22 protein-coding genes and 1 tRNA gene are annotated in these 25,657 nt (G+C 37.6%); 11 read left to right on the top strand and 12 right to left on the bottom strand.

The genetic code is table 11. From position 1 onward, the window contains the following. The first annotated feature begins 325 nt into the window (after positions 1-325). Positions 326-1,903: a glutamine-hydrolyzing GMP synthase gene (guaA, locus tag A3Q34_RS07505; RefSeq protein WP_070374797.1), complete on the top strand. Its 1,578-nt coding sequence runs from the start codon at positions 326-328 to the stop codon at positions 1,901-1,903. A 192-nt stretch (positions 1,904-2,095) separates the two neighbouring features. On the opposite strand, the gene A3Q34_RS07500 is transcribed toward guaA, so the two are convergent. From A3Q34_RS07500 to tkt, 6 genes are all read right to left on the bottom strand, one after another. Further along, entirely contained in the window at positions 2,096-2,881 is a 786-nt protein-coding gene (locus A3Q34_RS07500; protein WP_070374796.1) for a DUF481 domain-containing protein, read from the bottom strand. Next, positions 2,871-3,701, bottom strand: coding sequence for a mechanosensitive ion channel family protein (locus tag A3Q34_RS07495; RefSeq protein WP_070374795.1), 831 nt, complete (start codon positions 3,699-3,701; stop codon positions 2,871-2,873). The genes A3Q34_RS07500 and A3Q34_RS07495 overlap by 11 nt, the downstream gene beginning before the upstream one ends. Before the next feature lie 260 nt (positions 3,702-3,961). Further along, entirely contained in the window at positions 3,962-5,026 is a 1,065-nt protein-coding gene (gene fba, locus A3Q34_RS07490; RefSeq protein ID WP_070374794.1) for a class II fructose-bisphosphate aldolase, read from the bottom strand. Between the two features lie 394 nt (positions 5,027-5,420). Beyond that, positions 5,421-6,599, bottom strand: a complete 1,179-nt coding sequence (locus A3Q34_RS07485; protein WP_070374793.1) for a phosphoglycerate kinase — start codon at positions 6,597-6,599, stop codon at positions 5,421-5,423. Positions 6,600-6,651: 52 nt separating this feature from the next. Next, a complete protein-coding gene (gene epd / locus A3Q34_RS07480) occupies positions 6,652-7,677 on the bottom strand; it encodes an erythrose-4-phosphate dehydrogenase (protein ID WP_070377052.1) in 1,026 nt (341 codons plus the stop codon). A gap of 114 nt (positions 7,678-7,791) precedes the next feature. Beyond that, positions 7,792-9,780, bottom strand: coding sequence for a transketolase (gene tkt, locus A3Q34_RS07475; RefSeq protein ID WP_070374792.1), 1,989 nt, complete (start codon positions 9,778-9,780; stop codon positions 7,792-7,794). A 312-nt stretch (positions 9,781-10,092) separates the two neighbouring features. Here tkt and A3Q34_RS20465 point away from each other — a divergent pair, with 312 nt between their 5' ends. Next, complete coding sequence (locus A3Q34_RS20465; protein ID WP_157470883.1) at positions 10,093-10,233, top strand: hypothetical protein; 141 nt, start codon at positions 10,093-10,095, stop codon at positions 10,231-10,233. Positions 10,234-10,460: 227 nt separating this feature from the next. On the opposite strand, the gene A3Q34_RS07465 is transcribed toward A3Q34_RS20465, so the two are convergent. From A3Q34_RS07465 to A3Q34_RS07445, 5 genes are all read right to left on the bottom strand, one after another. Then, the gene (locus tag A3Q34_RS07465) at positions 10,461-10,844 is read right to left on the bottom strand and encodes a hypothetical protein (RefSeq protein ID WP_070374790.1); all 384 of its coding nucleotides are present in this window, start codon (positions 10,842-10,844) and stop codon (positions 10,461-10,463) included. A 547-nt stretch (positions 10,845-11,391) separates the two neighbouring features. Next, the gene (locus A3Q34_RS07460; protein ID WP_070374789.1) at positions 11,392-12,006 is read right to left on the bottom strand and encodes a hypothetical protein; all 615 of its coding nucleotides are present in this window, start codon (positions 12,004-12,006) and stop codon (positions 11,392-11,394) included. 25 nt (positions 12,007-12,031) lie between these two features. After that, complete coding sequence (locus A3Q34_RS07455) at positions 12,032-12,268, bottom strand: hypothetical protein (RefSeq protein ID WP_070374788.1); 237 nt, start codon at positions 12,266-12,268, stop codon at positions 12,032-12,034. A 203-nt stretch (positions 12,269-12,471) separates the two neighbouring features. After that, the gene (locus tag A3Q34_RS07450) at positions 12,472-13,212 is read right to left on the bottom strand and encodes a PEP-CTERM sorting domain-containing protein (RefSeq protein ID WP_070374787.1); all 741 of its coding nucleotides are present in this window, start codon (positions 13,210-13,212) and stop codon (positions 12,472-12,474) included. A gap of 422 nt (positions 13,213-13,634) precedes the next feature. Next, positions 13,635-14,078 (bottom strand): YagK/YfjJ domain-containing protein, encoded by a 444-nt coding sequence (locus tag A3Q34_RS07445; RefSeq protein ID WP_231907451.1) that lies wholly within the window; start codon positions 14,076-14,078, stop codon positions 13,635-13,637. A 188-nt stretch (positions 14,079-14,266) separates the two neighbouring features. Here A3Q34_RS07445 and istA point away from each other — a divergent pair, with 188 nt between their 5' ends. Together istA and istB are read left to right on the top strand one after the other, a co-directional pair. Further along, complete coding sequence (gene istA / locus A3Q34_RS07440; RefSeq protein WP_070373501.1) at positions 14,267-15,760, top strand: IS21 family transposase; 1,494 nt, start codon at positions 14,267-14,269, stop codon at positions 15,758-15,760. Beyond that, positions 15,753-16,520 (top strand): IS21-like element helper ATPase IstB, encoded by a 768-nt coding sequence (gene istB, locus A3Q34_RS07435; RefSeq protein ID WP_070373500.1) that lies wholly within the window; start codon positions 15,753-15,755, stop codon positions 16,518-16,520. The genes istA and istB overlap by 8 nt, the downstream gene beginning before the upstream one ends. 441 nt (positions 16,521-16,961) lie before the next feature. Here istB and A3Q34_RS07430 read toward each other — a convergent pair. Continuing rightward, positions 16,962-17,038 (bottom strand) — tRNA-Arg (locus A3Q34_RS07430). A 183-nt stretch (positions 17,039-17,221) separates the two neighbouring features. Here A3Q34_RS07430 and A3Q34_RS07425 point away from each other — a divergent pair. From A3Q34_RS07425 to rsmH, 7 genes are all read left to right on the top strand, one after another. After that, positions 17,222-19,129, top strand: a complete 1,908-nt coding sequence (locus A3Q34_RS07425) for a diguanylate cyclase (protein WP_070374786.1) — start codon at positions 17,222-17,224, stop codon at positions 19,127-19,129. Positions 19,130-19,182: 53 nt separating this feature from the next. Further along, positions 19,183-20,430 (top strand): GGDEF domain-containing protein, encoded by a 1,248-nt coding sequence (locus tag A3Q34_RS07420; RefSeq protein ID WP_197517668.1) that lies wholly within the window; start codon positions 19,183-19,185, stop codon positions 20,428-20,430. 199 nt (positions 20,431-20,629) lie between these two features. After that, entirely contained in the window at positions 20,630-22,939 is a 2,310-nt protein-coding gene (gene parC / locus A3Q34_RS07415) for a DNA topoisomerase IV subunit A (protein ID WP_070374784.1), read from the top strand. Positions 22,940-23,030: 91 nt separating this feature from the next. After that, positions 23,031-23,522, top strand: a complete 492-nt coding sequence (locus tag A3Q34_RS07410) for a YcxB family protein (protein ID WP_070374783.1) — start codon at positions 23,031-23,033, stop codon at positions 23,520-23,522. Between the two features lie 169 nt (positions 23,523-23,691). Next, positions 23,692-23,832, top strand: coding sequence for a hypothetical protein (locus tag A3Q34_RS20875; RefSeq protein ID WP_231907450.1), 141 nt, complete (start codon positions 23,692-23,694; stop codon positions 23,830-23,832). Between the two features lie 328 nt (positions 23,833-24,160). Next, positions 24,161-24,619: a division/cell wall cluster transcriptional repressor MraZ gene (mraZ, locus tag A3Q34_RS07405; protein ID WP_070374782.1), complete on the top strand. Its 459-nt coding sequence runs from the start codon at positions 24,161-24,163 to the stop codon at positions 24,617-24,619. 82 nt (positions 24,620-24,701) lie between these two features. After that, positions 24,702-25,643, top strand: coding sequence for a 16S rRNA (cytosine(1402)-N(4))-methyltransferase RsmH (gene rsmH / locus A3Q34_RS07400; protein ID WP_070377051.1), 942 nt, complete (start codon positions 24,702-24,704; stop codon positions 25,641-25,643). Positions 25,644-25,657 lie beyond the last annotated feature (14 nt).

Below are 25,657 nucleotides of genomic sequence, written 5' to 3'. Positions count from 1 at the left end.
TTATTTAAGCTCGATTTCTGCGTTGCAAGTGCTCATTGACTATCGTCAACTCCGCGCTAGCGCCTTGAAATAGAACTAAAATATTCTTAGTTACTTTTAGGTAACTGGAAAACAAAAGATTCTACAGGCTGAGTTATCAATAAATAACTCAGCCTGTTCATTTTATAAATCCGCTCTAAATGAATGAGCTTTAGGCAAGGCTGTTGAGTGATTAAACAAATGACTTATCTTATTATAAATAAGGTTTTATAAATCATTTTGTTTCATTACGAAAACAACGCAGTATAAAGTTTAGACATAACGAGCGTTAAAGTAGGAAAACAACATGAGTAAAGACATTCATGATCACCGAATACTAATTTTAGATTTTGGTTCACAATATACTCAGCTAATTGCTCGTCGCGTACGTGAAATAGGCGTTTATTGTGAACTTTGGTCTTGGGATGTAACCGAAGAGCAAATCAAAGGTTTTAACCCGACAGGTATCATTCTAGCTGGCGGCCCTGAGTCGGTCACTGCAGAAAATTCACCTCGTGCACCAGAATATGTTTATAACGCTGGCGTTCCTGTTCTAGGTATTTGCTACGGCATGCAAACAATGGCTGAACAACTTGGTGGTGGTGTTGAAAGTTCAACGCACAAAGAGTTTGGTTATGCTGCAGTTGAACTTATTGCTAAATCTGCGTTATTCAACAATGTTGAAGACAGTATTGGTGCTAACGGTAATGCTTTACTTGACGTTTGGATGAGCCACGGCGACAAAGTGTCAGCTATACCAACAGGATTTGTTACGGTTGCACAAACAGCAAGTTGTGCTTATGCAGCAATGGCGAACGAAGAAAAGCAATTCTATGGTGTGCAGTTTCATCCTGAAGTGACCCACACTAAACAAGGTTTACGTATTTTAGAAAACTTTGTTGTTGAAATTTGCCAGTGTGAAAAACTATGGACTTCATCATCAATCATTGATGATGCTATTGCAAAAATGAAAGCTCAAGTCGGCGATGACGAAGTTATCTTAGGTCTTTCAGGCGGTGTTGATTCATCAGTAGTTGCTATGTTATTACATCGAGCGATTGGCGATAAATTGACCTGTGTATTTGTTGATAATGGTTTACTTCGTTTAGATGAAGGCCAGCAAGTCATGGATATGTTTGGCGATCACTTTGGTTTAAACATTATCAAAATTGAAGCTGAAGATAGATTTTTAGACCGCTTAGCGGGTGAAAGTGAGCCAGAAGCAAAACGTAAAATTATTGGTAATGTTTTTATTGATGTTTTCGAAGAAGAGTCGAATAAGTTAGATAATGCAAAATGGTTAGCACAGGGCACTATTTACCCTGACGTCATTGAATCGGCCGCCTCAGCGACCGGTAAAGCGCATGTTATTAAATCACATCATAATGTTGGCGGCTTACCTGATTACATGAAACTAGGCTTAGTTGAACCATTACGTGAGTTATTTAAAGATGAAGTACGTAAAATAGGTTTAGAGCTTGGCTTACCGTACGATATGCTTTACCGTCATCCGTTTCCTGGTCCTGGGTTGGGTGTACGTATTTTAGGTGAAGTTAAAAAAGAATATGCTGATTTATTACGTCGTGCTGATGCGATTTTCATTGAAGAATTACACAAGCATGATTTATACACCAAAGTAAGCCAAGCGTTTACCGTATTCTTACCGGTTAAATCAGTAGGGGTTATGGGCGATGCCCGTAAATATGATTGGGTCGTATCATTACGTTGTGTTGAAACCATCGACTTTATGACAGCACGTTGGTCACATTTGCCTTATGATTTCTTAGGTTTAGTCTCTAATCGGATTATTAATGAAATTGATGGTATTTCACGTGTCGTTTATGATATTTCAGGTAAACCACCCGCGACGATTGAGTGGGAATAAACAGCACTTTTAATATTTATAAATAATAATGGCCTTAGCATTTAAATGTTAGGGCTTTTTTTTACTTATTGTTCTAGCAAGTAAAAATAAAGTAGGTGATGAGATCTGTGTGGAGAGAGTCGGGATGAAAAGGAAATATATTTAGCCTTCAAAAGAGTTGAAGGCTAAATAAAGCATCTTAGTTTAGGTCAACTAGAAGCTATAAACGAGCGTTAACGCCGTTTGAGTATTGGTGTTTTCTTTGCCTTCTTCAACATCAGTATTATAATCAATCTTAAAACTAACTTTTAATTGTAACGTTGAAATAAGCTTAGTAGTTATTGAGCTTTCTGCTTGATAATTACTGTTTTCACCACTTTTAGTCGCATACTTAGCAACAAATCGCTGCTTAAATTTAACATGTTCGTTTAAATTACGCGTATACAAAGCTTGTGCTTGTATAATGAAAGCAGACTTGTTTTCAGTATACTCATTACCATTTTCATCTTCTAAACGTACAACGTCTTTTTTATAACCGGGTCCAATATCAGCATCAAATGTGCCTGTTTTACTTTCAAACCAACGACGACCCCAACCAGCAGAGATTGAGCTTTGAGTCTCAAATCCGCCAAAACGATTATCGTCGTGAGATACATTAGCGTAGACGTAATTAGTTTTTTTAGCGCCAATGGTATAGTTAGTTTGCCCTACTATTTTCCATTGCTGATCTGTTGTTTGAGACTGTTGAACACCCTCTTCATCTTCAATCTCAGCTTTACTTGCAAGCAAGTCAAAGCGAACAGTACTTCGCCATAAACCTAATTCATGATCTAAATCGAAGCCTGCTTTGATATCGGTACTTTTATTGTCACCCGTTTTAAATAGTGCGCCTAATTCAGCAGACATACTTAATGGATCTTTTGGAGCAACTGCTTCTTCGGCAAAAGCATGAAGTGATAAGCCGCTACATATGGCAATTAGTGCTAATTTATTGTTCATTTTTGGTCTCTTGATTAACATGTACAGAAAGTTGTGGAAAAGGTATTTCGATACCCGCATCATCTAAGGCAATTTTAATTTTTTCTAGTAAGTCACGATGAAGTATCCAGTAATCGTCTGATTTTACCCAAGGACGAACCACAAAGTTTACTGAGCTTTCGGCTAACTCTTGCACACCAATAACTGTTTCTTTTTCTTTTAATACTAACTCGTGCTCACTGGTCAATTTTGTGAGTAATGCTTTAGTTTTTGCAAGATCTGAGCTATAGCTCACGCCAATAACTAAATCTAAGCGACGCTCTGCTTTGGTTGAAAAATTGGTAATGGTACTAGAAGTAATTTTTCCGTTTGGAATGATCACGGTTTTATTATCACCAGTTCTTAACTTAGAAGAAAAAATATTAATTTCTTCAACGATACCAGCAACACCCGCTACATCAATAAAGTCACCACTTTTAAATGGTTTTAAGATGATAAGCAGTACTCCTGAGGCAAAGTTAGATAAAGAACCTTGTAAGGCTAGGCCTACAGCTAGACCAGCGGCACCGACAATAGCGACTAAAGAAGCTGTGTTGAATCCTAGATGAGATATCGCGGCAATAATAGCGACAAAGAACACAATGCCATAAACAATACTACCTACAAAACTAATCACGGCTTTGTCTATGTTTTTCAGTGAAAGCATTTTATCTATGCCTTTACGAACAAGTTTTGCCACCCACTTACCAACAATAATAATAGCAATCGCAATGCCAAAATCTATGAGGTATTGCAGTAATTTAGCTTCATTTTGTGCGAACCAATCAAGGATTATATCCATAATATTAGTATACCTTTTAATGTTATTAATTTTAAAATTCGAATTATACAGGGTTTTATTTTACTGAAAACCCCTTAAGCGGCAAAATAGCGGATTTACAAACAAGGAATTTATTACAAAGGGTGTGGATAATAAGATTAAAGGTCGAGGGACTGATATTCTAAAAATAAATTTATGAGGTGTTTAGGTCAGAATACGAACTTATCTTGCTAAGATAATAAAAGGAGCCGAAGCTCCTGTTTTTTAATTATGGTTAGATATTATTTTATAATAGCGTTCAGTTTGCCAGCATCATATAAATCAAACATTGTATCTAATGAAATAGGTTTAATTTTATCTGCATTACCTGATGCGCCAAATGAATCATATCGAGCAATACAAATTTCAGTCATGGCTTTAGTGGTTTCAGCTAAAAATTTACGTGGGTCAAATTCGCTTGGGTTGTGTGCTAAGAAGCGACGCGTTGCCCCCGTTGATGCTAAACGTAAATCAGTATCTATATTAATTTTACGAACACCATTTTTAATGCCTTCTTGAATTTGCTCTACCGGCACGCCGTAAGTTTCAGGAATATTACCACCATATTCATTGATGATAGCAAGCCACTCTTGTGGCACTGATGATGAACCGTGCATAACTAAATGGGTATTTGGGATACGGTTATGTATCGCTTTAATACGGTCAATCGCTAAGATATCACCTGTTGGTGGACGCGTAAATTTGTAAGCACCATGCGAAGTACCACAAGCAATCGCTAAAGCATCAACTTGAGTTTTCTTAACAAAGTCAGCGGCTTCTTCTGGGTCAGTTAACATTTGTTCTTTTGTTAATATCCCTACTGCACCAATACCGTCTTCTTCACCTGCTTCACCTGTCTCTAATGAACCAAGACAACCTAATTCACCTTCAACAGAAACACCACAAGCATGTGCCATTTCAACGGTTCTGCGTGTTACATCAACGTTGTATTCATAGCTTGAAGGCGTTTTACCATCAGACATTAAAGAACCATCCATCATAACTGATGAAAACCCCATTTGAATTGAACGCTGACAAACACTCGGCGAAGTACCGTGATCTTGATGCATTACCACAGGGATATGAGGGAATTCTTCAATTGCTGCAAGAATTAAATGACGAAGAAAAGGAGCGCCAGCATACTTACGAGCACCTGCAGAGCCTTGTAAAATAACCGGGCTATTGGTTTTGTCTGCAGCGATCATTATTGCTCTAACTTGCTCTAAGTTGTTAACGTTAAAAGCGGGAATACCGTATCCGTATTCTGCAGCGTGATCTAACATTTGGCGCATAGAAATTAAAGCCATTGAATTACTCCTAAGTGTTTAAGATGTCATATATTATTTGCCCAATCTCAAAAAAAACAAGTTTCATTGTGAAATTTAAGCTTTCGTAACGTAAGTATATCAGATAAGAAATTGACATGGCAAAAGAAAAAATAATGCCCTTAATGGTTTTTATCTGTTTATTTATAACGGTTTTAAATAATGTTCTATAATTACTATCAATAAGCTCACTAAACACGATTTATAGCGAATATTTGTGCTTTTGTTTCGTAAGTTTACAACTAAAGAGTGAAATGTAATGAAAGGGCGGTTGATGGTTTTTATGAAGTTTTTTAGAAATAATAAAGAAAGCTAAAAAAAACCGCCTTTTATAAAATAAAGAGCGGTTTGATGTAGATGATTTAATTAACGTGTTTTACGTTTTAGCGCGTTCTTCTAAGATAGCGACAGCGGGTAACACTTTCCCTTCTAAAAACTCTAAGAAAGCACCACCACCGGTTGAAATATAAGAAATTTTATCGGCTATATCATATTTATCAACAGCGGCTAAGGTATCGCCACCACCAGCAATTGAAAAGGCTGAGCTTTCGGCAATTGCTTTTGCAATAGTTTCTGTACCACTACCGAATTGGTCAAATTCAAAAACGCCAACAGGTCCATTCCAAACAATAGTGCCAGCATTTTTAATAATTTCAACGAGTGCTTGCGCTGAATCTGGTCCGATATCAAAAATCATATCTTCATCGCTAACATCGTTAACTGACTTTAACGTTGCGACAGCCGTTTCTGAAAACTCTGTACCAGTAATAACATCAGTTGGCACCGGAATATCGCCATCATTTGCTCTTGCCTGGTTCGTTAAACGGTTAGCTTCATCAAGTAAATCGGCTTCGTATAATGATTTACCCACATTATGCCCGCTTGCTGCTATAAAAGTATTTGCAATGCCGCCGCCAACCACTAATTGGTCAACAATTTTCGCTAACGACTCTAACACGGTTAATTTTGTAGAAACTTTAGAACCACCAACAATCGCCACTAATGGGCGTGCAGGATTGTCTAGTGCTTTACCAAGTGCGGCTAATTCACCAGACAATAGTGGACCCGCACAAGCGATAGGTGCAAACTTTGCTACGCCATGTGTACTAGCTTGCGCTCGGTGCGCGGTACCAAAGGCATCCATGACAAAAACATCACATAATGCAGCTAATTTTTTTGATAAAATATCATCATTATTTTTTTCGCCGACATTAAAACGAATGTTTTCAAACACAACTAATTCACCTACTTTTGCATCAACGCCATCTAAGTAATTTTTTGCTAAATGCACGGGGACATTTAACGCGGCAGCTAAATAGTCAGCGACAGGTTTTAATGAAAACTCTTCGTTGTACTCACCTTCAGTTGGACGACCAAGGTGAGACATTATCATCACTTTTGCGCCCGCTTCTAAAGCAAGTTTAAGGGTAGGTAAAGCCGCTCTTAATCGAGCATCAGAGGTTATTTTTCCGTCTTTAAGAGGTACATTGAGATCTTCTCGGATCAAAACTCTTTGATTGGCTAGCGCCAAGTCGGTCATTTTAATTACTGACATTTGCTGTTTCCTATTCGATAAATTTTAAAGTTATGGGTGTTTTTTACTGTTATTATTTTTTAAGCTGAATATCTTTCGCCATGGCTTTTGCTGTATCTATCATACGATTTGCAAAGCCCCACTCGTTATCACACCAGACCAGCATTTTCACTAAACGCTTGTGGCTAACACGTGTTTGGTTGCCGTCAACAATACAAGAATGTGGGTCATGATTAAAATCTACAGAAACCAATGGTTCTTCTGTATAGCCTAAAATTCCTTGTAGTCCATTATTTTGTGCACGAATAATGGCTTGGTTAATCGCGTTAATATCTACATCTGTCGACAAGGTTAGGCTTAAATCCATCGCGGTAACATTAATCGTTGGTACTCGCACGGCAATCGCTTCGAAGCGTCCAGCAAATTTAGGCAGTATTCTTTCGATACCTGCTGCTAATTTGGTGTCAACTGGGATGATAGATTGGCTTGCTGCTCTACTAAGGCGAAGATCTGGATGGTAAGCGTCGATAACTTGTTGATCATGCATAGAAGAATGAATAGTGGTAATACTGCCACTTTCAACGCCAAAAGCTTCATCAATGACTTTTATGACAGGCACAACGCAATTCGTGGTGCATGAGCCGTTCGAGACTATTTTATCTTTTTCACTGAGTTGCTGATGATTAATACCATAAATAATGGTGGCATCAACGTCTTGTTCACCAGGATAAGAGTAAAGTACTTTACTGGCTCCTTGGCTCAAGTGAATATTTCCATCGCGTTGATTGGCAAATTTACCGGTGCAATCAAGAACGATATCTATGTTATGTTTTTTCCATGGCATGTCTTCGAGGGACTTTTCATGGCTAAGTTGTATGACATCGCCGGCGATAACTAACTGATTGTCAGCTAACTCAACTGCAAAGGGGAAACGACCATGGGTAGTGTCATATTTTAATAAATGCGCAATACCTTTCGGCTCGGCAAGCTCATTAATTGCGACAAGCTTTAAATATTGGTTATCAGCATTCTCATAGAGGGCACGAGCAACACTTCGACCAATTCGGCCAAAGCCATTAATAGCAATGTTTACAGACATAAGTTTATTGGCATAGGTTAATGGTATTAATTTAGGGTGTTTATAAAAATCAAAGTCCTTCAAACGAGTATACATTTCGTTTGAAGGCTTTAACTTATAGGCTTTAGTTAATGACTAAAGCTGGTTTACAGTCTTAACAACATTTGCCACGGTGAAACCAAAATGCTCAAGTAACACGTTACCGGGTGCAGATTCACCAAAAGTTGTCATACCGACAACAGCGCCAGAAAAACCAACATACTTGTACCAAAAATCAGTGTGGGCAGCTTCAATAGCGACACGTTTTATCACGGATGAAGGCAATACTGATTCTTTGTATTCGCTTGATTGCACATCAAAAGTATTGGTTGACGGCATAGAAACTACGCGTACTTTTTTACCATCAGCGGTTAATTGCTTTGCAGAATCAAGGGCTAATGATACTTCAGAACCCGTTGCAATGAGTATAATGTCAGCAGTTCCCTCACAGTCTTGCAATACATAAGCGCCTTTGGCGATGTTTGTTACTTGTGAACTGTTACGCGCTACTGCGGGTAAACCTTGGCGAGAAAATATTAATGACGTAGGGCCATTTTTACGTTCAATCGCTGATTTCCAAGCAACAACAGATTCTGTTGCATCACATGGGCGCCAAGTATCCATATTCGGAGTAGTACGTAAATTCGTTAACTGTTCGATTGGCTGATGTGTTGGACCATCTTCACCTTGACCAATAGAATCGTGAGTGTAAACAAATATATTTTGAATACCCATTAAAGCCGACATACGAACTGCGTTACGCGCGTACTCCATAAACATCATGAACGTTGCACCGTAATTAATGAAGCCACCGTGCAATGAAACACCATTCATAATGCCGCTCATACCAAATTCACGTACGCCGTAATAAATGTAGTTACCGCCAGCATCTTTTTCAATACCTTTAGAACCTGACCATAATGTTAAGTTAGAACCCGCTAAATCAGCAGAACCACCCAATAACTCAGGTAATATAGCGCCAAAAGCTTCAATAGTATTTTGTGACGCTTTACGCGAAGCAATATTTTCGCCTTTATCTTGGCAAGCTTGTACTAAGGCATTGGCTTTTTCTTCGAAGTCGCTTGGTAAATCACCTTTAATTACACGACGTTCGTATTCTGCGGCAAGTGCTGGGTGAGCTTGTTGGTATGCTGAGAATTGGTCATTCCAAGAAACTTGGCTCGATTGGCCTTTTTCTTTTTGATCCCATTCAGCATAAACATCGCTTGGAATTTCAAAAGGGGCATGTGGCCAGTTTAACGCTTTACGTGTCGCTGCAATCTCATCATCACCTAATGGTGCGCCATGACAATCATGTGTGCCTTCTTTATTCGGTGAACCAAAACCAATAATTGTTTTACAACAAATCATTGATGGTTTATCTGTTACTGCTTTAGCTGCAGTAATTGCCGCCGATATAGCCGCTGAATCGTGACCGTCAACGCTTATTACGTGCCAGCCATAAGCTTCAAAACGAGCAGGTGTGTCATCTGTAAACCAACCTTCAACTTTACCATCAATTGAAATACCGTTGTCATCCCAAAAAGCGACTAATTTACCTAATCCTAAAGTGCCGGCTAATGAACATACTTCGTGAGAAATACCTTCCATCAAACAACCATCACCTAAGAAACAATAAGTAAAGTGATCAACGATGTCGTGACCTGGACGGTTAAATTGTGCAGCAAGTGTTCTTTCAGCAATGGCCATACCAACGGCATTAGAAATACCAGCACCTAATGGTCCTGTCGTCGTTTCTACACCTGGGGTGTAACCGTACTCTGGGTGACCTGGTGTTTTAGAATGTAATTGACGGAAATTCTTTAATTCTTCAATCGGTAATTCATATCCGGTTAAATGTAATAAAGAATATATAAGCATTGAGCCATGACCGTTCGACAAAACGAAACGATCGCGGTCGGTCCAATTTGGATCTGTTGGATTATGTTTTAGAAAATCGCGCCATAATACTTCGGCAATATCTGCCATGCCCATTGGGGCTCCAGGGTGTCCGGATTTCGCTTTCTGTACGGCATCCATACTTAAAGCTCTAATTGCATTGGCCAGTTCTTGACGAGACGGCATATTGACTCCAAATCTTTATTATATTTATACTTAAAATGAACTAAGTATATGAGGGGTGAAAGTGACACCATTTTCACCTAGACCACCACTAAACTGCAAACGATATTATGCAAATAAGTGTTTTTTTTGGTATTAGTTAGACCAAATGGCTAAAAAGACCATTAATATAACATTACGTCACCGGTCGATTGTTTATAATTTATCTGTTTTATTAATTTTAAATGGTTGAATTACCAATGTTAATCGTATAGATTGGTTGAGTTTTGTACAGATGTCAAAATAACAACTATAAAACCTGACACAGGAACATTTATGAACAGGTCATCTTCACGAGGATTTAAGCTGACAACAGTGATTTTTGCGGTAATCGTATTGGCTGTTTCAGCGGCATTGAGTAATATCTCAATCGTAGATGACAAGGAAGTTACAATAGAAAAATCTACCAGTGAGTAGTCGTTGGTAATAGATTATATGAATTTTAAAGGCCTCGTTTACGAGGCTTTTTTATGTCTACGCTGCATTAGTGCATCCTGCACGTCATTTTGTTCCCTACAAATCATAGCCCCTTATCCATGGAGGCAATAGCACGGTGCTGTGACCGCATTTATGCAGGAAGTAGAGTAAGGCAGGAGCAGTTACCGAGGTGGCAAGGAGTGTATATGTTCCGCATCAACCAGCGATCAAGCTAGTTCTTTCTGTAGCCATTTAAGTGCTTGCTGGCGACCGAGCTCTAAACCATTAAACTGCTTAACGTTTAACTTATCATTACTACGTTTATTGATAATATCTTCAGTGTTAGCAACACCTTCTTTAGAATAGTTGATGGAGGCTATTGATTTCATATGAATTAGAGAACCCATGGTTAACTGTGCCTCAAGTGAATAGGTGTAAGGATAAATTTTATTGACGATAACACCAAAATCAGTTTTAAAAAAAGTACAAAAAAAAGTTTCAATTTCTTCCATCATTTCAATTGAGATATAAACGCCTTTATCAAAAATTACTTCGGCAATTTTTTCATTTAAAAGGTTTATTTGAACAAAACTTAATCTGTGTTTTTCCATTTGGGGACTCATAGTGAAATGTATTTGATGAAGCAACAATTGTAGTCTGTTTTTTGAATTACTAGTAGGCTGATCTACGGATAAATTTATCGAGGGGCTAGCTAATAATAAAATAGCGCTTTTAGGTTAATAGCTGATACTTAGCAATAAAACTACTTATTAGACATGGACTATTCAGAGTGGGGCGCAATACTATGATGTTATCTATTAATTAGATTATGTGATGGTAGATCAATACAGAGTATTCCCTACTTTCTATGCTTTTCTTTGATTGTGTCTTTATTATAGTAATGATAAGTGTGAGGGCTGCTATAAGCGGGTTACCTAGCGGTAAAGAGTATGATTTTTAGGCTAGTTGTCTGTTTTTTGATTCATACTTAGTTTAGTGATTTTGGTGTCCCTGATAGACGTCGTTTTCAAGGCTTAACTTTTTGTTAAGTATATTGTTTGTGTTTTTGTATTGTCTCTAGTGTTACTTAGAGTGTTACCATAATCAAAGGTCACTTTAAATGATTCTATTTATGACCTAGGAAAACCTTAACAAATTTTAACAGTCAGGCATGAAATTATGACCAAACATAGCCTTCATTTGAACATCTACCATAGGCCAATATTTCTTTTCTAACTCGGTAATCTTATCTCGTTTTAGATTAAAAGTTTTCCAGCGCATCCATTTAGGTTTAGGCCAATAAGCGATTGGTTCAAACATATTATTAACTTCAGGCCAGTCGTAACCCCATAGCTCTTTTCTAAGCTTTCTAATGCGCCTCATTAGCCGCTCGTTCGGTCGCTCACTTTGGCAGGCATAATGTAATCCGATACATTGCCGACAAGCATAAGCGTATTTGATCGCGTAAAGGCTTTGTCGCTGCTTTTGGCAGTAGGGACAAGTAATGTATAGTTTATTGCTGGCGCTACGATTATCTACTATCAGGGCTATTTTATGGGGTTTATCGTTTATGGAGAATGTCATCAAACGAACACCACATTCTAAATTTATTAATTTGAATTTTTGATGTTCGCTACTCAGGTCATTAGAATTGATTGAATAGTTGCCTAATGGCTTTGTCAGTAGCGATTTAAATACATTAGCTTGTATGCGGTGATACTCGCTAGTGTAAGCCCTTGTTTGTGTTCTATCGTAATGATGACCTTTAGGCATTGTTAATTACTCCGAAAAGTTAAAGCTAAATTATATTATCTTCACCAGTTTCTCTTCGGGCAGTCATAACACCCACTTGCTTAATAGGCGCACATACAAACGGCATAAGCTTTGTTAAAAAGTTTAACCTTTGTGTAGGGTCTTTAATTTCTGCGAGTGTTACGGGTAAGTTGGTTAATTCGTTTTGAATGGCTTGGTTGATTAAATGCCTAATATCGCCAGCCATATAGCTATTGGTAAGTGTTTGGTTATTTGTTGTCATTTCATAAACCTAGCTGTAATAATTTTATTACAGTATGTCATTTTTATCTTATACGAAAAACAGGTCTAATCTACTACTTTTCTTAGGTTGTTGATTATTCAAAGGTGATTTATCTTCAATAAAAATACGAGAGAATTTTTGAATACTATCTATAAAAGAAAAATAGCACTCGTAAGTGCTATTTTAGATATGCTCAATATAGGTTATGACTTTTTAGTACGTAAACGCAGAAACCCTAAAATAGAAATCCCAAATAAAACCAAAGTACTTGGTTCAGGAACACTAGTAGTTGGCAAGTTGGATGCTGAAGCAATGTTAGCGCCATTACCCAAATCATCAACGGTTAAGCCAACCTGAATTGCCCAACTGCCATCAAGTATATAGCTGATATTGAAAGTTTCTTTAATGATGCGGTATTCGAAGGAAGAGTAATCACCTAATTTAGTAAACGGGATAAACTCACCAGATTCATCTAAAGGAACAAAAGTATCAAATGTAAAATCTAGAGTATATTTTGTAAGGTCTTCTGATACCCAACCAGTAGCGATCATATTTTCTGCGAAGTGTGTATACCCATCAATTCTAGATACTGGTGAATAAGTACCAGCTTCATTCGCGTCACTTAAGTCTACCCATTGATCATTTAAATCAAAATTAGCATTATGTACAACCAAATTATCTATATGGTCAGATGGGCCATTATATTGAAATGATACAACATTGCTTTGATCAAATGTATCACCCAAGGTATAACCACTTAATATAATATTTCCAGAAACACCAACGCTCAGATCTTCATTGAACACACCTTTTACAGAGTTACAATCTCCACATACAGCTTCCCAGTTAAACGTTATATAGTCATCTGCTTCTATTAAATCTGCCTTCGCACTAAGTGAAACCATTAAGATACACGCAGCATACACAATCGAATTAAACTTCATTCCTTTATTCCTTGTTTAATAAATTTAAAATTATTTACTTATATTTTTTTGTTAGAAAAATTTGATATAAACTCAGTTATCCACATCAATCAGGCTATCCATAACGCTTAATTGTTAGGAAAAACCAGAAGATTGTGAACCAAGTCATAATCTACCGAAAAAAGATTTTTATTATATTTATTAATAAATTATAAATGTTTTTCATCCTTAATCATTAACGCGTAGCAAAAAACATACCGTAAAATAAAGGTTATTAAAAACAAGAGGATGAAGCGAGTTAAAAATATGGAGGGATAAATGTGTAAAGTTACCAGACACTCAAACGTTTAATTTATAAGCATTTATTGTGAAAGGGAGAGTTTATTTAATAACCTAAGAGGTGATTTATATCAAACTGTTCAGAGAGCCTGAAAAATCCCTTTTTAAGGCCGGTATATTCTACTCGTTCCATAGTTCTTTGTTTGCTCAGGCTTGTATCCTTTTCCCCTAGCATTAGCCAAGTAGGATATGCGCCAGATAGCGTCCTGTATCGACTCGTAATCATCTCTTTTAACATTGTAATAACAGTTATCAGGAAAGTATTCAGAGCCGTCTAATTGCCGCCATAGCTCTTTCACTTTGCTTGTTATTTCATAGGGGAAATTAACTTTGTGACCGTCTATCATTAGCGCATAGTGATAATGTTGCTTCTTGGCTGTTTCTATTTCTCTACACCATATGAAGCCGACACGCTTTAAGTTGTACTTACGTTTGAGCCATTTATGTAATTTGCGATTAAATGCCGTTATTTTCTCGTTATTTTCTGTGTATTCATAAACTCTTAGATCAAATCGTATTATATGTATTTTGCTGTGGTGACTTAGCATGGGATCAATCTGGTTAATCATTGCTTTAATAGAGTGCGAAATTAACCCACTTCATTTCGAGTTTACCCACCAAGTTTGACCGTTTACTGTTATTGCTTATTAGGCGACAATTAGCTTGGCCGGGTCGCGACAATTAGGTTGACCGGTTTTGGTACACTTTAGATATATCAAATTCAATAGAGAAAGATATGTCTGGAAAACCCATAACCAAGCAACAGGTTAATTTATATATGTCTTATCGTAAGGATCATAAACAAACAGCAGCCGCTGCCCAATCTGGTATGTCAGAGCGTACAGCTCGGCGTATCGAATCCGGCCAGCATTCAACCACACATCTCCCTAGGGTTTATCGAACACGCAAAGATCCATTTAATGGTGCGTTTGAAGAGCATCTAGTGCCATTGCTCAAAGCAGATCCTGAACTTCAACCCATAACTTTATTAGATCAGCTCGATACACTCATGCCAGGTAAATTTGGTCACAATCATTTACGTACGTTACAACGTCGAGTCAAAAAGTGGTTGGCAACTGAAGGGCCAGAGCAAGAAGTTATCTTTCGTCAAAAGTACATGCCAGGGTTTATGGGGATATCTGATTACACTTGGATGAACAAACTTGAAATATCTATTGCAGGCCAAGCATTTTCTCATAAGCTTTTTCATTACAAGTTAGTGTTCAGTGGCTGGACGTATGCTCAACTTGTCTTTGGTGGTGAAAGTTTCGAATCACTCTCTACAGGTTTACAAAATGCATTTTGGCGCAGTGGTGGTGTACCACAGACACACCGAACCGATAGCTTAAGTGCTGCATTCAATAATCATTATGAACAGGAAGCGTTAACTGAACGCTATCAAAAGCTATGTGCTCACTATAGCGTTGTTGCGACGCGTAACAATAAAGGTGTAGCTCATGAAAATGGTGCGATTGAAGTGGCACATAGCCATTTAAAACGAAAAGTAGATCAGCAATTACGACTACGTGGCAGTCGTGATTTCGCGACAATTACCGAGTACCAATCGTTTCTTGATGTAATTGTCGCCAAAATTAATCGCCAATGCAAAACTCGATTTGATGAAGAGCGCAAGCACTTAAATGATTTGCCTAAACGTCGTACCAACGACTTCTGCGAACAATACGTTAAAGTTACCTCTAGCAGCACCATCAGTGTTAAACGTGTGACGTATACCGTACCTTCTAGATTAATTAGTCATCGATTACTTGTACACATTTATGATACTCGGCTGGATTTATTTCTTGGTCATGAAAAAACGTTATCCCTGTCTAGAGTCTATGCTCAAGGACACTTAAGATCACGAGCAGTAGATTATAAACATGTGATCCACTCACTTGCGAAAAAGCCCAATGCGTTCAAATACTCGCAGTTACGAGAAGATTTGATCCCAGAAGGTGACTTCAGTTTGTTGTGGCAGCAGTTAACAGCAGAGCATGTTAGCGATAAAGACTGTCGTTATATGGTTGAATTATTGTTACTCGCTCATAACTATAATTGCGAGCATGCCCTTGGTCGTTATGTCTTGAAAAACCACGAGCAAGGTAAGTTTATATCTATTGATATGTGCCGTAAATTGTTTGCCCCTAGCACGCTCGTCATACCAAACATTGTCAGTCATCAACATCAAATAAGTGATTACGATATATTGCTTGGAGGGTTACATGGCTAATATTCTAAGCTTACCAATATTACTGAAAGAGCTGCGCTTAAGTGCGATAGCCAAAGAATGGGAAGTCCTTGCCCAAAAGGCTGTTTCACAGGAGTGGGAGCCTGAATTATTCCTTGCCGAGCTATGTGAACTTGAAGCTAATCATCGTCATGAAAGTCGATTAAAACGGTTACTTAAAGAGAGTAAATTACCCGTAGGTAAACAACTACATCAATATAAATTTGACGAAATAGAAGGTATTACGTCACTGCAAATGAAACAAAAAGTTAATCAGATTGACTGGCTTAGACAAGGCCATAATATCTTATTGTTTGGTGCTAGTGGTTTAGGGAAAACTCACTTAGCGTGTGCTATTGGTTACTCATTACTTGAAAAAGCAGTGCGCGTTAAATTCAGCACTAGTACAGCTATTGTTCAAGAACTCCAACGTGCAAAAGAAACGTTGGGCTTAACTGATGCCCTAAGAAAACTCGATAAATATGAGCTGTTGATATTAGATGATATCGGCTATGTGAAAAAGACTGATAGTGAAAGTCAGGTGTTGTTTGAACTGATTGCACATCGTTATGAACGAGGCAGTTTGTTGATCACATCGAATCAAGCATTCAGTGAGTGGGATAGTATATTTGGTGACAACATGATGACTGTTGCTGCTATCGACAGACTTGTTCACCACAGTGATATCTATCAAATAAAAGGAGAAAGTTACCGAAAAAAACAAGCTATGCAACTAAATTCAAATACCGGCCAAGTTAATTGACGCCAACCGGACAAGTTAGTTGACGTCTAATAATTGCTTTGTCTTTGGTTATATATGCCATTAGATAGCTTACTAATTAAGATAACGCTAAAGGATATTATTAATTACCTAACTCAATGTTAGTTATTACTTACCGAATAATACCTTTAATTATATAGATTTGTTCGTAAAACACTAAAAATATAGGCGTAATAAACCTATGGATAGCGGTTAATAACAATCAATATATACAGGGTGTTTTTTAACAGGTTTGTAATTACTAACTATTGAAAAGCGGTTAACTTGGTTATACTTTGGTAGTTGGCTAGTGGTTCTATATGCTCAGACCGCCAAGCCATGATTACAGGTCTGCTTTCTAAATATTCAGCGTGATTATAAGCGCGTCTTATTTCATTTTTATTAATGTGTGCGAGTGCAGCAGATCGTTCATAATAGTGATTTTGGTGTCCCTGAGACGATTCGAACGTCCGACCTAGCGCTTAGGAGGCGCTTGCTCTATCCAACTGAGCTACAAGGACATTATAACGCAAAAAGCGTTGTTAATTTATCTTAAAAGTTGTTGTTGTTCTAGTTTTATTTTCTTTGTATGTGGATGAAAAATAATTAATTAGAAATAACGGTTTATCATTCGCTTTAAATCGTTTTATACTGCAACAGAAGTTGATTAAACTATGGCTAAAACTATAAATAAGAGGTTGAATTTGTTAAAAAAACGTTACAAGCAAGTTACCTTGGTTTTTTGGTCTCTGTTAAGCGCTTTATTGATAACTACGCAAACATTTGCAGATGATGGCACAACCAATCGTGACTTTATCTTTTTTGTTGAACGCGTTGAAAAATTACAAAATACCAATGTTACCGATGCACTTGCGTTGCTAGATTCTTATCAAACCAATATCAATGCGTTAACCGTTGGGAACCAGGTAAAGTATTACCAAGTACTGTCAGAAGTTTATATTGAAGCCTCTCAATATAAATCGGCGTTTAGCGCCGCATCGCAAGGGTTAAAAATAGCACAACATTTAACTAGTCCTACTATATTGATTTCACAACTTTCATACTTACGTGGCTTTTCTTTAGAAAGTTTAGGTGATGCTAGTGGCGCAGTTGAGAATTATTTGAATGGCTTAGAAGTTGCCGAATCCTTAGATGCTAAAAAATTTATTGCCGATGGCTTTATCAATTTAGGTGCTATTTATTACCTAACTGAACAATATGAAAAGTCGTTGACTATGCTCAATAATGCGCTGGTTATTGCCAATACTTTAGATAACGAAGAACTTAAAGGTTCCGTTAACAGCGAGTTGGGTATTTTATACTCTTATATGTATAACCCTAAAAAATCGATAAAATTTTACCAAGCGTCTTACGAACATTATAAAAAAGCGGGTATGGCACTCTATGCGCTAAATAGTTTACATAATATTGCAGTGAACTACATGGATCAAAACCGATATGAACAGGCTATAGAGCTATTTGAAGAAGTCATAGCTAGTGCTAATAAGTTTAGTAACAATGAAGTCATAGGTGGTGCTTATACTCGTTTGTCTATATCGTACGCTAAGAAGAAAGATCCTGATTTAGATGTTGCTTATCAATATATTACCCTTGCTGAACAATACTTAAAAGATGTACAGCAACATAATGCCTTATTATTTTTTAACGTTAATAAGGCATACGTACTTGAAGCCATGGAACGATATGATGAGGCACTTGAAAACTTAGCGGTCGCTGAAAAAATATTAGCAAAAAATAGTCAAACAAAAAATACTTTTTCAAATTATCACTTGATGTATTTGCAGTCTGAAATTTATTATAAAACACAAAGATATCAGCAAGCTTATGATAAACAATCTCAATTTTTAACGCGTTTATTTAAAGATCAAGAAAACATAAACATGGAACAAATTGAAGAGTTACGATTAAGTTTTGAAAGCAAACAAGCAGACTTAAAAAACAAAATACTTGAACAGGAAAAGTCTGTACAAATAATACAACTTAACGATGTGACCTACTACGAAGAAAATTTACATTTGTTGATTGTTTTTGTCGGTACAGTGCTCGTCATACTCGCTTGGTTTTTGCTTAAAATGTTACAAAGTCAAAAACATTTTGTTCGAATTAGCCAAGTTGATGATTTAACGGGTGTGGCTAACCGCCGACGTTTAATCGAGTTGGGTGAGAAAATGTTTGCTCGAGCAGAAGAAGAACAGGCATCTTTTAGTATATTAATGCTCGATGTTGATAATTTTAAGGCGATAAATGATAGCTTTGGTCATAATACCGGTGACAAAATACTCAAAGATATTGCTGACTTGGCTAACCATATTATGCGTCAAAGTGATTGTTTTGGCCGTTTCGGTGGTGAAGAATTTATTGCTTTATTAGCGAACACTTCACCCGAAAATGCTCATGATTTGGCTGAGAGATTACGCTTGAGTATTCAAAATAAAGTTTGGTCATATAAAAAACTCAATGGGGTTACGGTCAGTATTGGTATATCTTCTTACCAAAAAGGAAGTACTACAAGTTTTGCTCAACTGATAAAAGACGCGGATATTAATATGTATCAAGCAAAAAATTTAGGCAGAAATAAGGTGTGTTTTTAATGAGGCATAGCTCTTTTTCTTATATATCACTGTGTGTCTTATTGAGCTTCTACTTGGCAAATGTAGCATTTCCTTCAGTAGCGCAAGCTTATTCAGTTGATGAAGCGTTAGCCGCAGAAGAAAATAAAAGTGTCGAGGGGTCTGCTGAGCCTGAAAATATTTTGAACAATAAAGAGCCGTTACCCATTAATGCTCGTATTTTGTCTTTGTTATCACTGGTTCAACAAAACGATCAAAAAAATGCTGTGCAAGTTACCGGTGTTTTATTACAACTAGAAGAAATTAACTCAACTTTTAACGCCGCAGAACAGTATTTAATATTTTTGATACACGCTTTAATCGAGCACCATGCACAACAGGATAAACAGGCTATTGCTTGGCTTGAGAAAACATTAAACTTACGAGATGAAATCCCTGAAAAGCAGCTTTACTTGCCAGAATTCTCCGAAGTAAATCTAATTTTTGCTCGCTCATTTTCTGCTTTGGGTGACTTTAAGCAAGCGTTCGATTATAAGAAAAAATATATAAGAAATGGTTACCAATACTTTGATGGAACCCGAGCTGATAAAATTAAAGATCTTAATAAAACCTATGCAACCGATGAAAAAATTAAGCAAAATGAATTACTCGCCAATCAAAATAAAATTAAACGTTTAAAAATTATTGCTGCAGAGAATAAAAAATTTGCTCAACAACGTAATATTTTAATACTAGTCGTCACTGTTATTGTTTTCTTTGTACTTCTATTGAGACAAATAAAAGTCAGAAAAAAATTAAAATATTTAGCAAAAGTAGATAGTCTAACTAACTTATATAACCGACGTACTTTGTTTGAAAATGGCGCTGAAGCAGTCGCTGTAGCGGTCAATGAAAAACAGAGTTTAAGTGTCATCCTATTAGATATAGATCACTTCAAAAATATAAATGATACTTACGGTCATGATATTGGTGATGAAGTGATTAAAATAATTGCCGAACTAGGCAGTGAAACTATGCGCTCTCGCGATCTTTTTGCCCGATTAGGTGGTGAAGAGTTTGCCGGTATATTACCTGGGGTAGGCTGTGCTGAAGCTAAGGCAATAGCCGAACGCTTACGTGAGAAAGTGGCGAGCAAAGACTGGTCTGAATTTAATATTAACGAACAACTATCGGTATGTATTGGCGTCGCTTGTTTAGAGCAAGTAGAGTCAAATTTTGATGACTTGCTTAATGCAGCTGATATAGCGATGTATTATGCTAAAGCTAGCGGACGCAACCGCGTCTGTCAGTTTAATGATGAATGCCAAAATAATAACGACTAATTTACAGATTTTGATAAAGAATTGTTTTCCTGCCTTGTCTCCCCATTGTCATTCAAAATGTACTCTCAAAGGCGCATCTTGATTGGCAACAGCTATATAATCATATAAGCTAGAGTCTAGCTAAATGTAATCTAAAAACAATAACCAAAGTCACGGGTAGGGCTACTCCCTAACAGGTTGACAATTCAGGAATTAATTCATGTCAGACGCGCTTAATTTTAGCCTCGAAGGTATTGAACAGCGACCACTTCGACAATTTACCGAAGAGTCTTATTTAAACTATTCGATGTACGTGATCATGGATCGAGCTTTACCACATATTGGTGATGGCTTGAAGCCAGTTCAAAGACGTATTGTCTATGCGATGTCTGAATTAGGTTTGTCTGCCAACGCAAAATATAAAAAATCAGCCCGTACTGTTGGTGATGTGCTGGGTAAATTTCACCCACATGGCGACTCTGCTTGCTATGAAGCTATGGTATTAATGGCTCAGCCATTTTCATATCGATATCCGCTGGTTGATGGACAAGGAAACTGGGGCGCGCCAGACGATCCGAAATCTTTCGCTGCTATGCGTTATACCGAATCACGTTTATCACGTTTTAGCGAAATATTACTCGCCGAATTAGGTCAAGGCACCGTTGATTGGACACCAAACTTTGACGGTACCATGAATGAACCTAAAACCTTGCCTGCTCGTTTACCTCATATACTCTTAAATGGTATTACCGGCATCGCGGTTGGTATGGCTACCGATATTCCGCCTCATAACGTTCGTGAAGTGGCTAATGCATGTGTACATTTAATTGAACAACCTAAAGCGGAAATTAGTGATTTACTTGAGTATGTCAAAGGTCCTGATTACCCCACCGATGCTGAAATAATTACACCTAAAGCCGATATTGAAAAAATATATCGAACCGGTAAAGGCAGTATTAAAATGCGCGCCATTTTTGAGATTGTGCAGGGTGATATTGTTATTACAGCTTTACCTCATCAAGCTTCTGGCGGCAAAATACTTGAACAAATTGCTGGGCAAATGAATGCGAAAAAACTACCTATGGTGGTTGATTTGCGTGACGAGTCTGATCATGAGAATCCAACCCGTTTAGTGGTGATCCCTCGTTCTAATCGAGTTGATATAGAACAATTAATGAATCACTTGTTTGCCAGTACCGATTTAGAAAAAAGTTATCGTGTTAATCTCAACATGATTGGCTTGAATAATAAACCTGCAGTAAAAGACTTGCGGGTTATTTTATCAGAATGGCTGGTATATCGTCGCGAAACTGTGCGCCGTCGTTTGCAGTATCGTCTCGATAAAGTATTAGCTCGTTTACATTTATTAGACGGTTTATTGATCGCCTATTTAAATATTGATGAAGTTATCGAAATTATTCGAAATTTTGATAAACCCAAAGAAGAACTGATTTCTCGTTTTGATTTATCAGAACGTCAAGCAGAATCAATTTTAGAAATTAAGCTTCGCCAACTTGCTAAACTTGAAGAAATTAAAATAAGAGCAGAGCAAGCAGAGCTTAATATAGAACGTGAATATCTTGAAAAAATATTAAATTCAACAGCGCGAATGAATACGCTAATGAAAAAAGAAATTCAAGAAGCAGCTGAAAAATATGGTGATGACCGTCGTTCTGTTCTTATTGAGCGCAGTGAAGCAAAAGCATTATCTGAAAAAGATTTAGTCCCCAGTGAAGCCGTTACCGTTGTCGTTTCTCACAAGGGTTGGGCGCGTTGTGCCAAAGGCCATGATATTGAACCCGAAGCGCTAAGTTATAAATCAGGCGACAGCTACTTATGTTCTTCAAAAGGGCGCAGTAATAATCCTGTGGTCTTTATTGACTCAACGGGGCGTGCTTACACCACCGACGCTCATACATTGCCAACAGCAAGAAGCCAAGGTGAGCCGTTAAGTGGCCGTTTTAGCCTATCGACAGGAGAAACCTTTGTCACGAGCTTAATGGCAAGTGATGAAAGTAAATATTTACTAAGCAGTGATGCCGGCTATGGTTTTGTTGGTAAATTTTCTGACATGATCAGCCGCAATAAGAATGGTAAAGCATTATTAAGCGTGCCAGCAAATGCCAAAGTGAATACACCATTGCCTATTGCTAATATTGATAATATGTTAGTGCTTGCCATTACGTCTGAAGGTCGAATGCTGGTATTTCCAGTTAAAGACTTACCAATACTGAGTAAAGGTAAAGGTAACAAAATTATTAATATTTCTGCAGCAAGAGCGAAAAGCCGTGAGGAATTTGTTTCGATACTAAACGTTATTTCAGCAGAGAGTTCGGTAACATTGCACGCGGGTAAACGTAAGTTAACCTTAAAAGCCAGCGATGTTGAACACTATCGTGGTGAGCGTGGTCGCCGTGGCAATAAGTTACCACGAGGTCTACAACGTGTTGATCGTGTCGAAGTGGGTATGATCGCTGAAGAAATTAACATTGAAGACGCTGTGATCCCAACAGACAATGATGAGAAATAAGTAACCATAACTTTTAATCACTATTTTCTTCATCATTTATTAAAAACTCAGGTAAAATAACATTATTATTTTATCTGAGTTTTTTATCTTTATGCCACAGCCTTTTACCTACTCAACAACCTACGAACTAGACAAAGCCCATTTTCAAGAATGTTTTAGCGAATCTGTTGTCATCGATACTTCAATAAGTGCCTATAAAAAATCAATTGTCTTATCCGTTGCCGGGATGTTGTTAGTACTGTTTACTGAAATGAATCCCTATGTCGCTTGGTTTGTTTTTGCTTTAGGTATTCTTGAAGCCGTGAGTACCTATTATCAAAAACCGTGGTGGGTGATGCGACAAATGCTCAGTAAAGCCGCCAAAGGTAATGTTGATTTAACGATTGATGAACAAGGCATTGTGAGTAAATCATTTTATGCTAGCTTGACGTTATTGTGGTCAGACGTGCAATTAATACAAAACACTCAACTAGGTTGGTTAATAAGACACGCTAAGGGGCGGAGTTACATTTCTAATAAAAATTTATCGGCAGCAGCTATAACATTTCTTACCGATAAACAGGCTCAGCAAAGTAAGCATTAATGTTCAGTGAGTTTTTTCGCTTAAATAACCCTAAGTTTATTTTATTATTCATTTCGATTTGGTTTGGCATGCTAGTAATGTCTCCTATAGCTATCGAAGACATTCGTGAGTATGGGCCATTTATTTAATTCTTCGACGTTTTGACATTAGTATGGCCGTGGCTACAGCCATGATTTTTTCAGCTTTTACTGTTTGGTCAGCCATCTTGCAGCATACCTTGATTCAATTTGAAATTTACTGGCAAGTGGTACTATTTGCAGGCCCAGGTGCCTTGCTTGGCGGTATTTTTGCTAAGACCTTAGTGACGTAGCTCTCAGCAACTAAGTTGAAATTATTTTTTGCTTTTTGGTTGTTAATAATAGGACTCATCGGTATCAAGTAAGTAGTCGCTAACCGCTCATCTTTTCTTCGAAATCAGCTAAAAAATTAATTGTATTACATATTCTGGGGCAAGGATCCACAAAACCCCACAAATTCATCAACTTTGCTCAAAGCCTTAATTTTATTGGCGTTCGGCCAGATCATTTATACCAATCTTTGCTTGACATGACTTCACTTTTCTCACTAAACTGTATCAATGTGGGAATAAGTGGGAATTAGTGGATCTTAAAGGATTACTAAAATAATAAAGCAGGATTATGTTTAGAGGCACAAGCGCAATTACGCTCGACAGTAAAAATAGAATCACGGTACCGACCAAGTACCGCGAAGAGCTATTTGCCGATTGCCAAGGAAAAATGGTTTGTACCGTTGATATTCAACATCCCTGCCTACTACTTTACCCGCTTCCTGAATGGGAAGAAATAGAATTAAAATTGTGTAGTTTATCGAGTATGAACCCACAAGAACGATTGTTACAGCAAGTACTTTTAGGTAATGCTTCTGATTGTGAAATCGATAAGAGTGGTCGCTTATTGATTAATGGTCCGTTGCGTTTACATGCCAATTTAGAAAAAGGTGTGATGCTGGTAGGACAATTAAAGAAATTTGAAATTTGGAGTGAAAATGCCTGGCAAGCGCAAATGCAAAAAGGCATTAGCCAAATTCAGTCGGGTGAAATTGAACTGACTGACCGCTTGTTAGACTTATCACTGTAAATAGCAAAAATAAGACTAAAAATAGTTAATAACCCGATACCGAATTGATCACTTGGTATTCAGTAACATGGTGTTACCCAAAATGAAATTAGATAATTCACATATCTCGGTATTGCTTGACGAAGCAGTGACCGGACTCGCAATCAACCCCGATGGTACCTATATCGACTGTACGTTTGGTCGAGGCGGGCACTCAGCCCTTATACTTTCTCAACTCTCTGAAAATGGTCGACTTATTGCCATTGACCGAGATCTTACGGCAATTAAAGCGGCAGAAAAATTTGCTGACGATGCTCGATTCACTATTGAGCACGAAGGCTTTGCCGACTTACAAAACATTGCTGAAAAGCATCAATTACTTGGTAAAGTTGACGGTATTCTCCTTGACCTTGGCGTGTCTTCGCCGCAGCTTGATGAAGCCGAACGTGGCTTTAGCTTTATGAATGATGGCCCATTAGACATGCGTATGGATACTTCGCGTGGACAAACCGCAGCAGAATGGATTGCTGTGGCTGATGTTGAAGATATTACTTGGGTACTACGTACTTTCGGCGAAGAAAAACACGCTTGGCGAATTGCTAACGCCATTGTTGATACACGTGAAGAAACCCCTTATACCCGTACTAGTCAATTAGCCAAAATCATTCAAACGACAGCACCGCAACGAGAAATTAAAAAGCACCCGGCGACACGAAGTTTTCAAGCGATCCGTATTTATATTAATAGTGAGTTAGAGCAAATTGAAAAAGTACTTGCGGCATCATTATCGGTACTTGCTGAAAATGGTCGTTTAGTGGTTATTAGCTTTCATTCATTAGAAGACCGTCTTGTTAAACAGTTTATGAAAAAACACTCGCAAGGCAAAAAAGTGCCTCGTGGTTTACCGATCAGTGAAGCAGAATTGAATAAAGGTAAAAAATTAGAACTTGTTGGTCGAAGACTAAAACCCAGTGAAAGTGAAGTTGAAGAAAATAAACGTTCACGAAGTTCAGTCATGCGGGTTGCAATGAGATTACCGCTTTAATGCGGCTGATATAG

The organism is Colwellia sp. PAMC 20917 (assembly GCF_001767295.1).
In the GTDB taxonomy this organism is placed as follows: domain Bacteria; phylum Pseudomonadota; class Gammaproteobacteria; order Enterobacterales; family Alteromonadaceae; genus Colwellia_A.
This window is presented reverse-complemented; position numbering and strand designations above follow the sequence as displayed.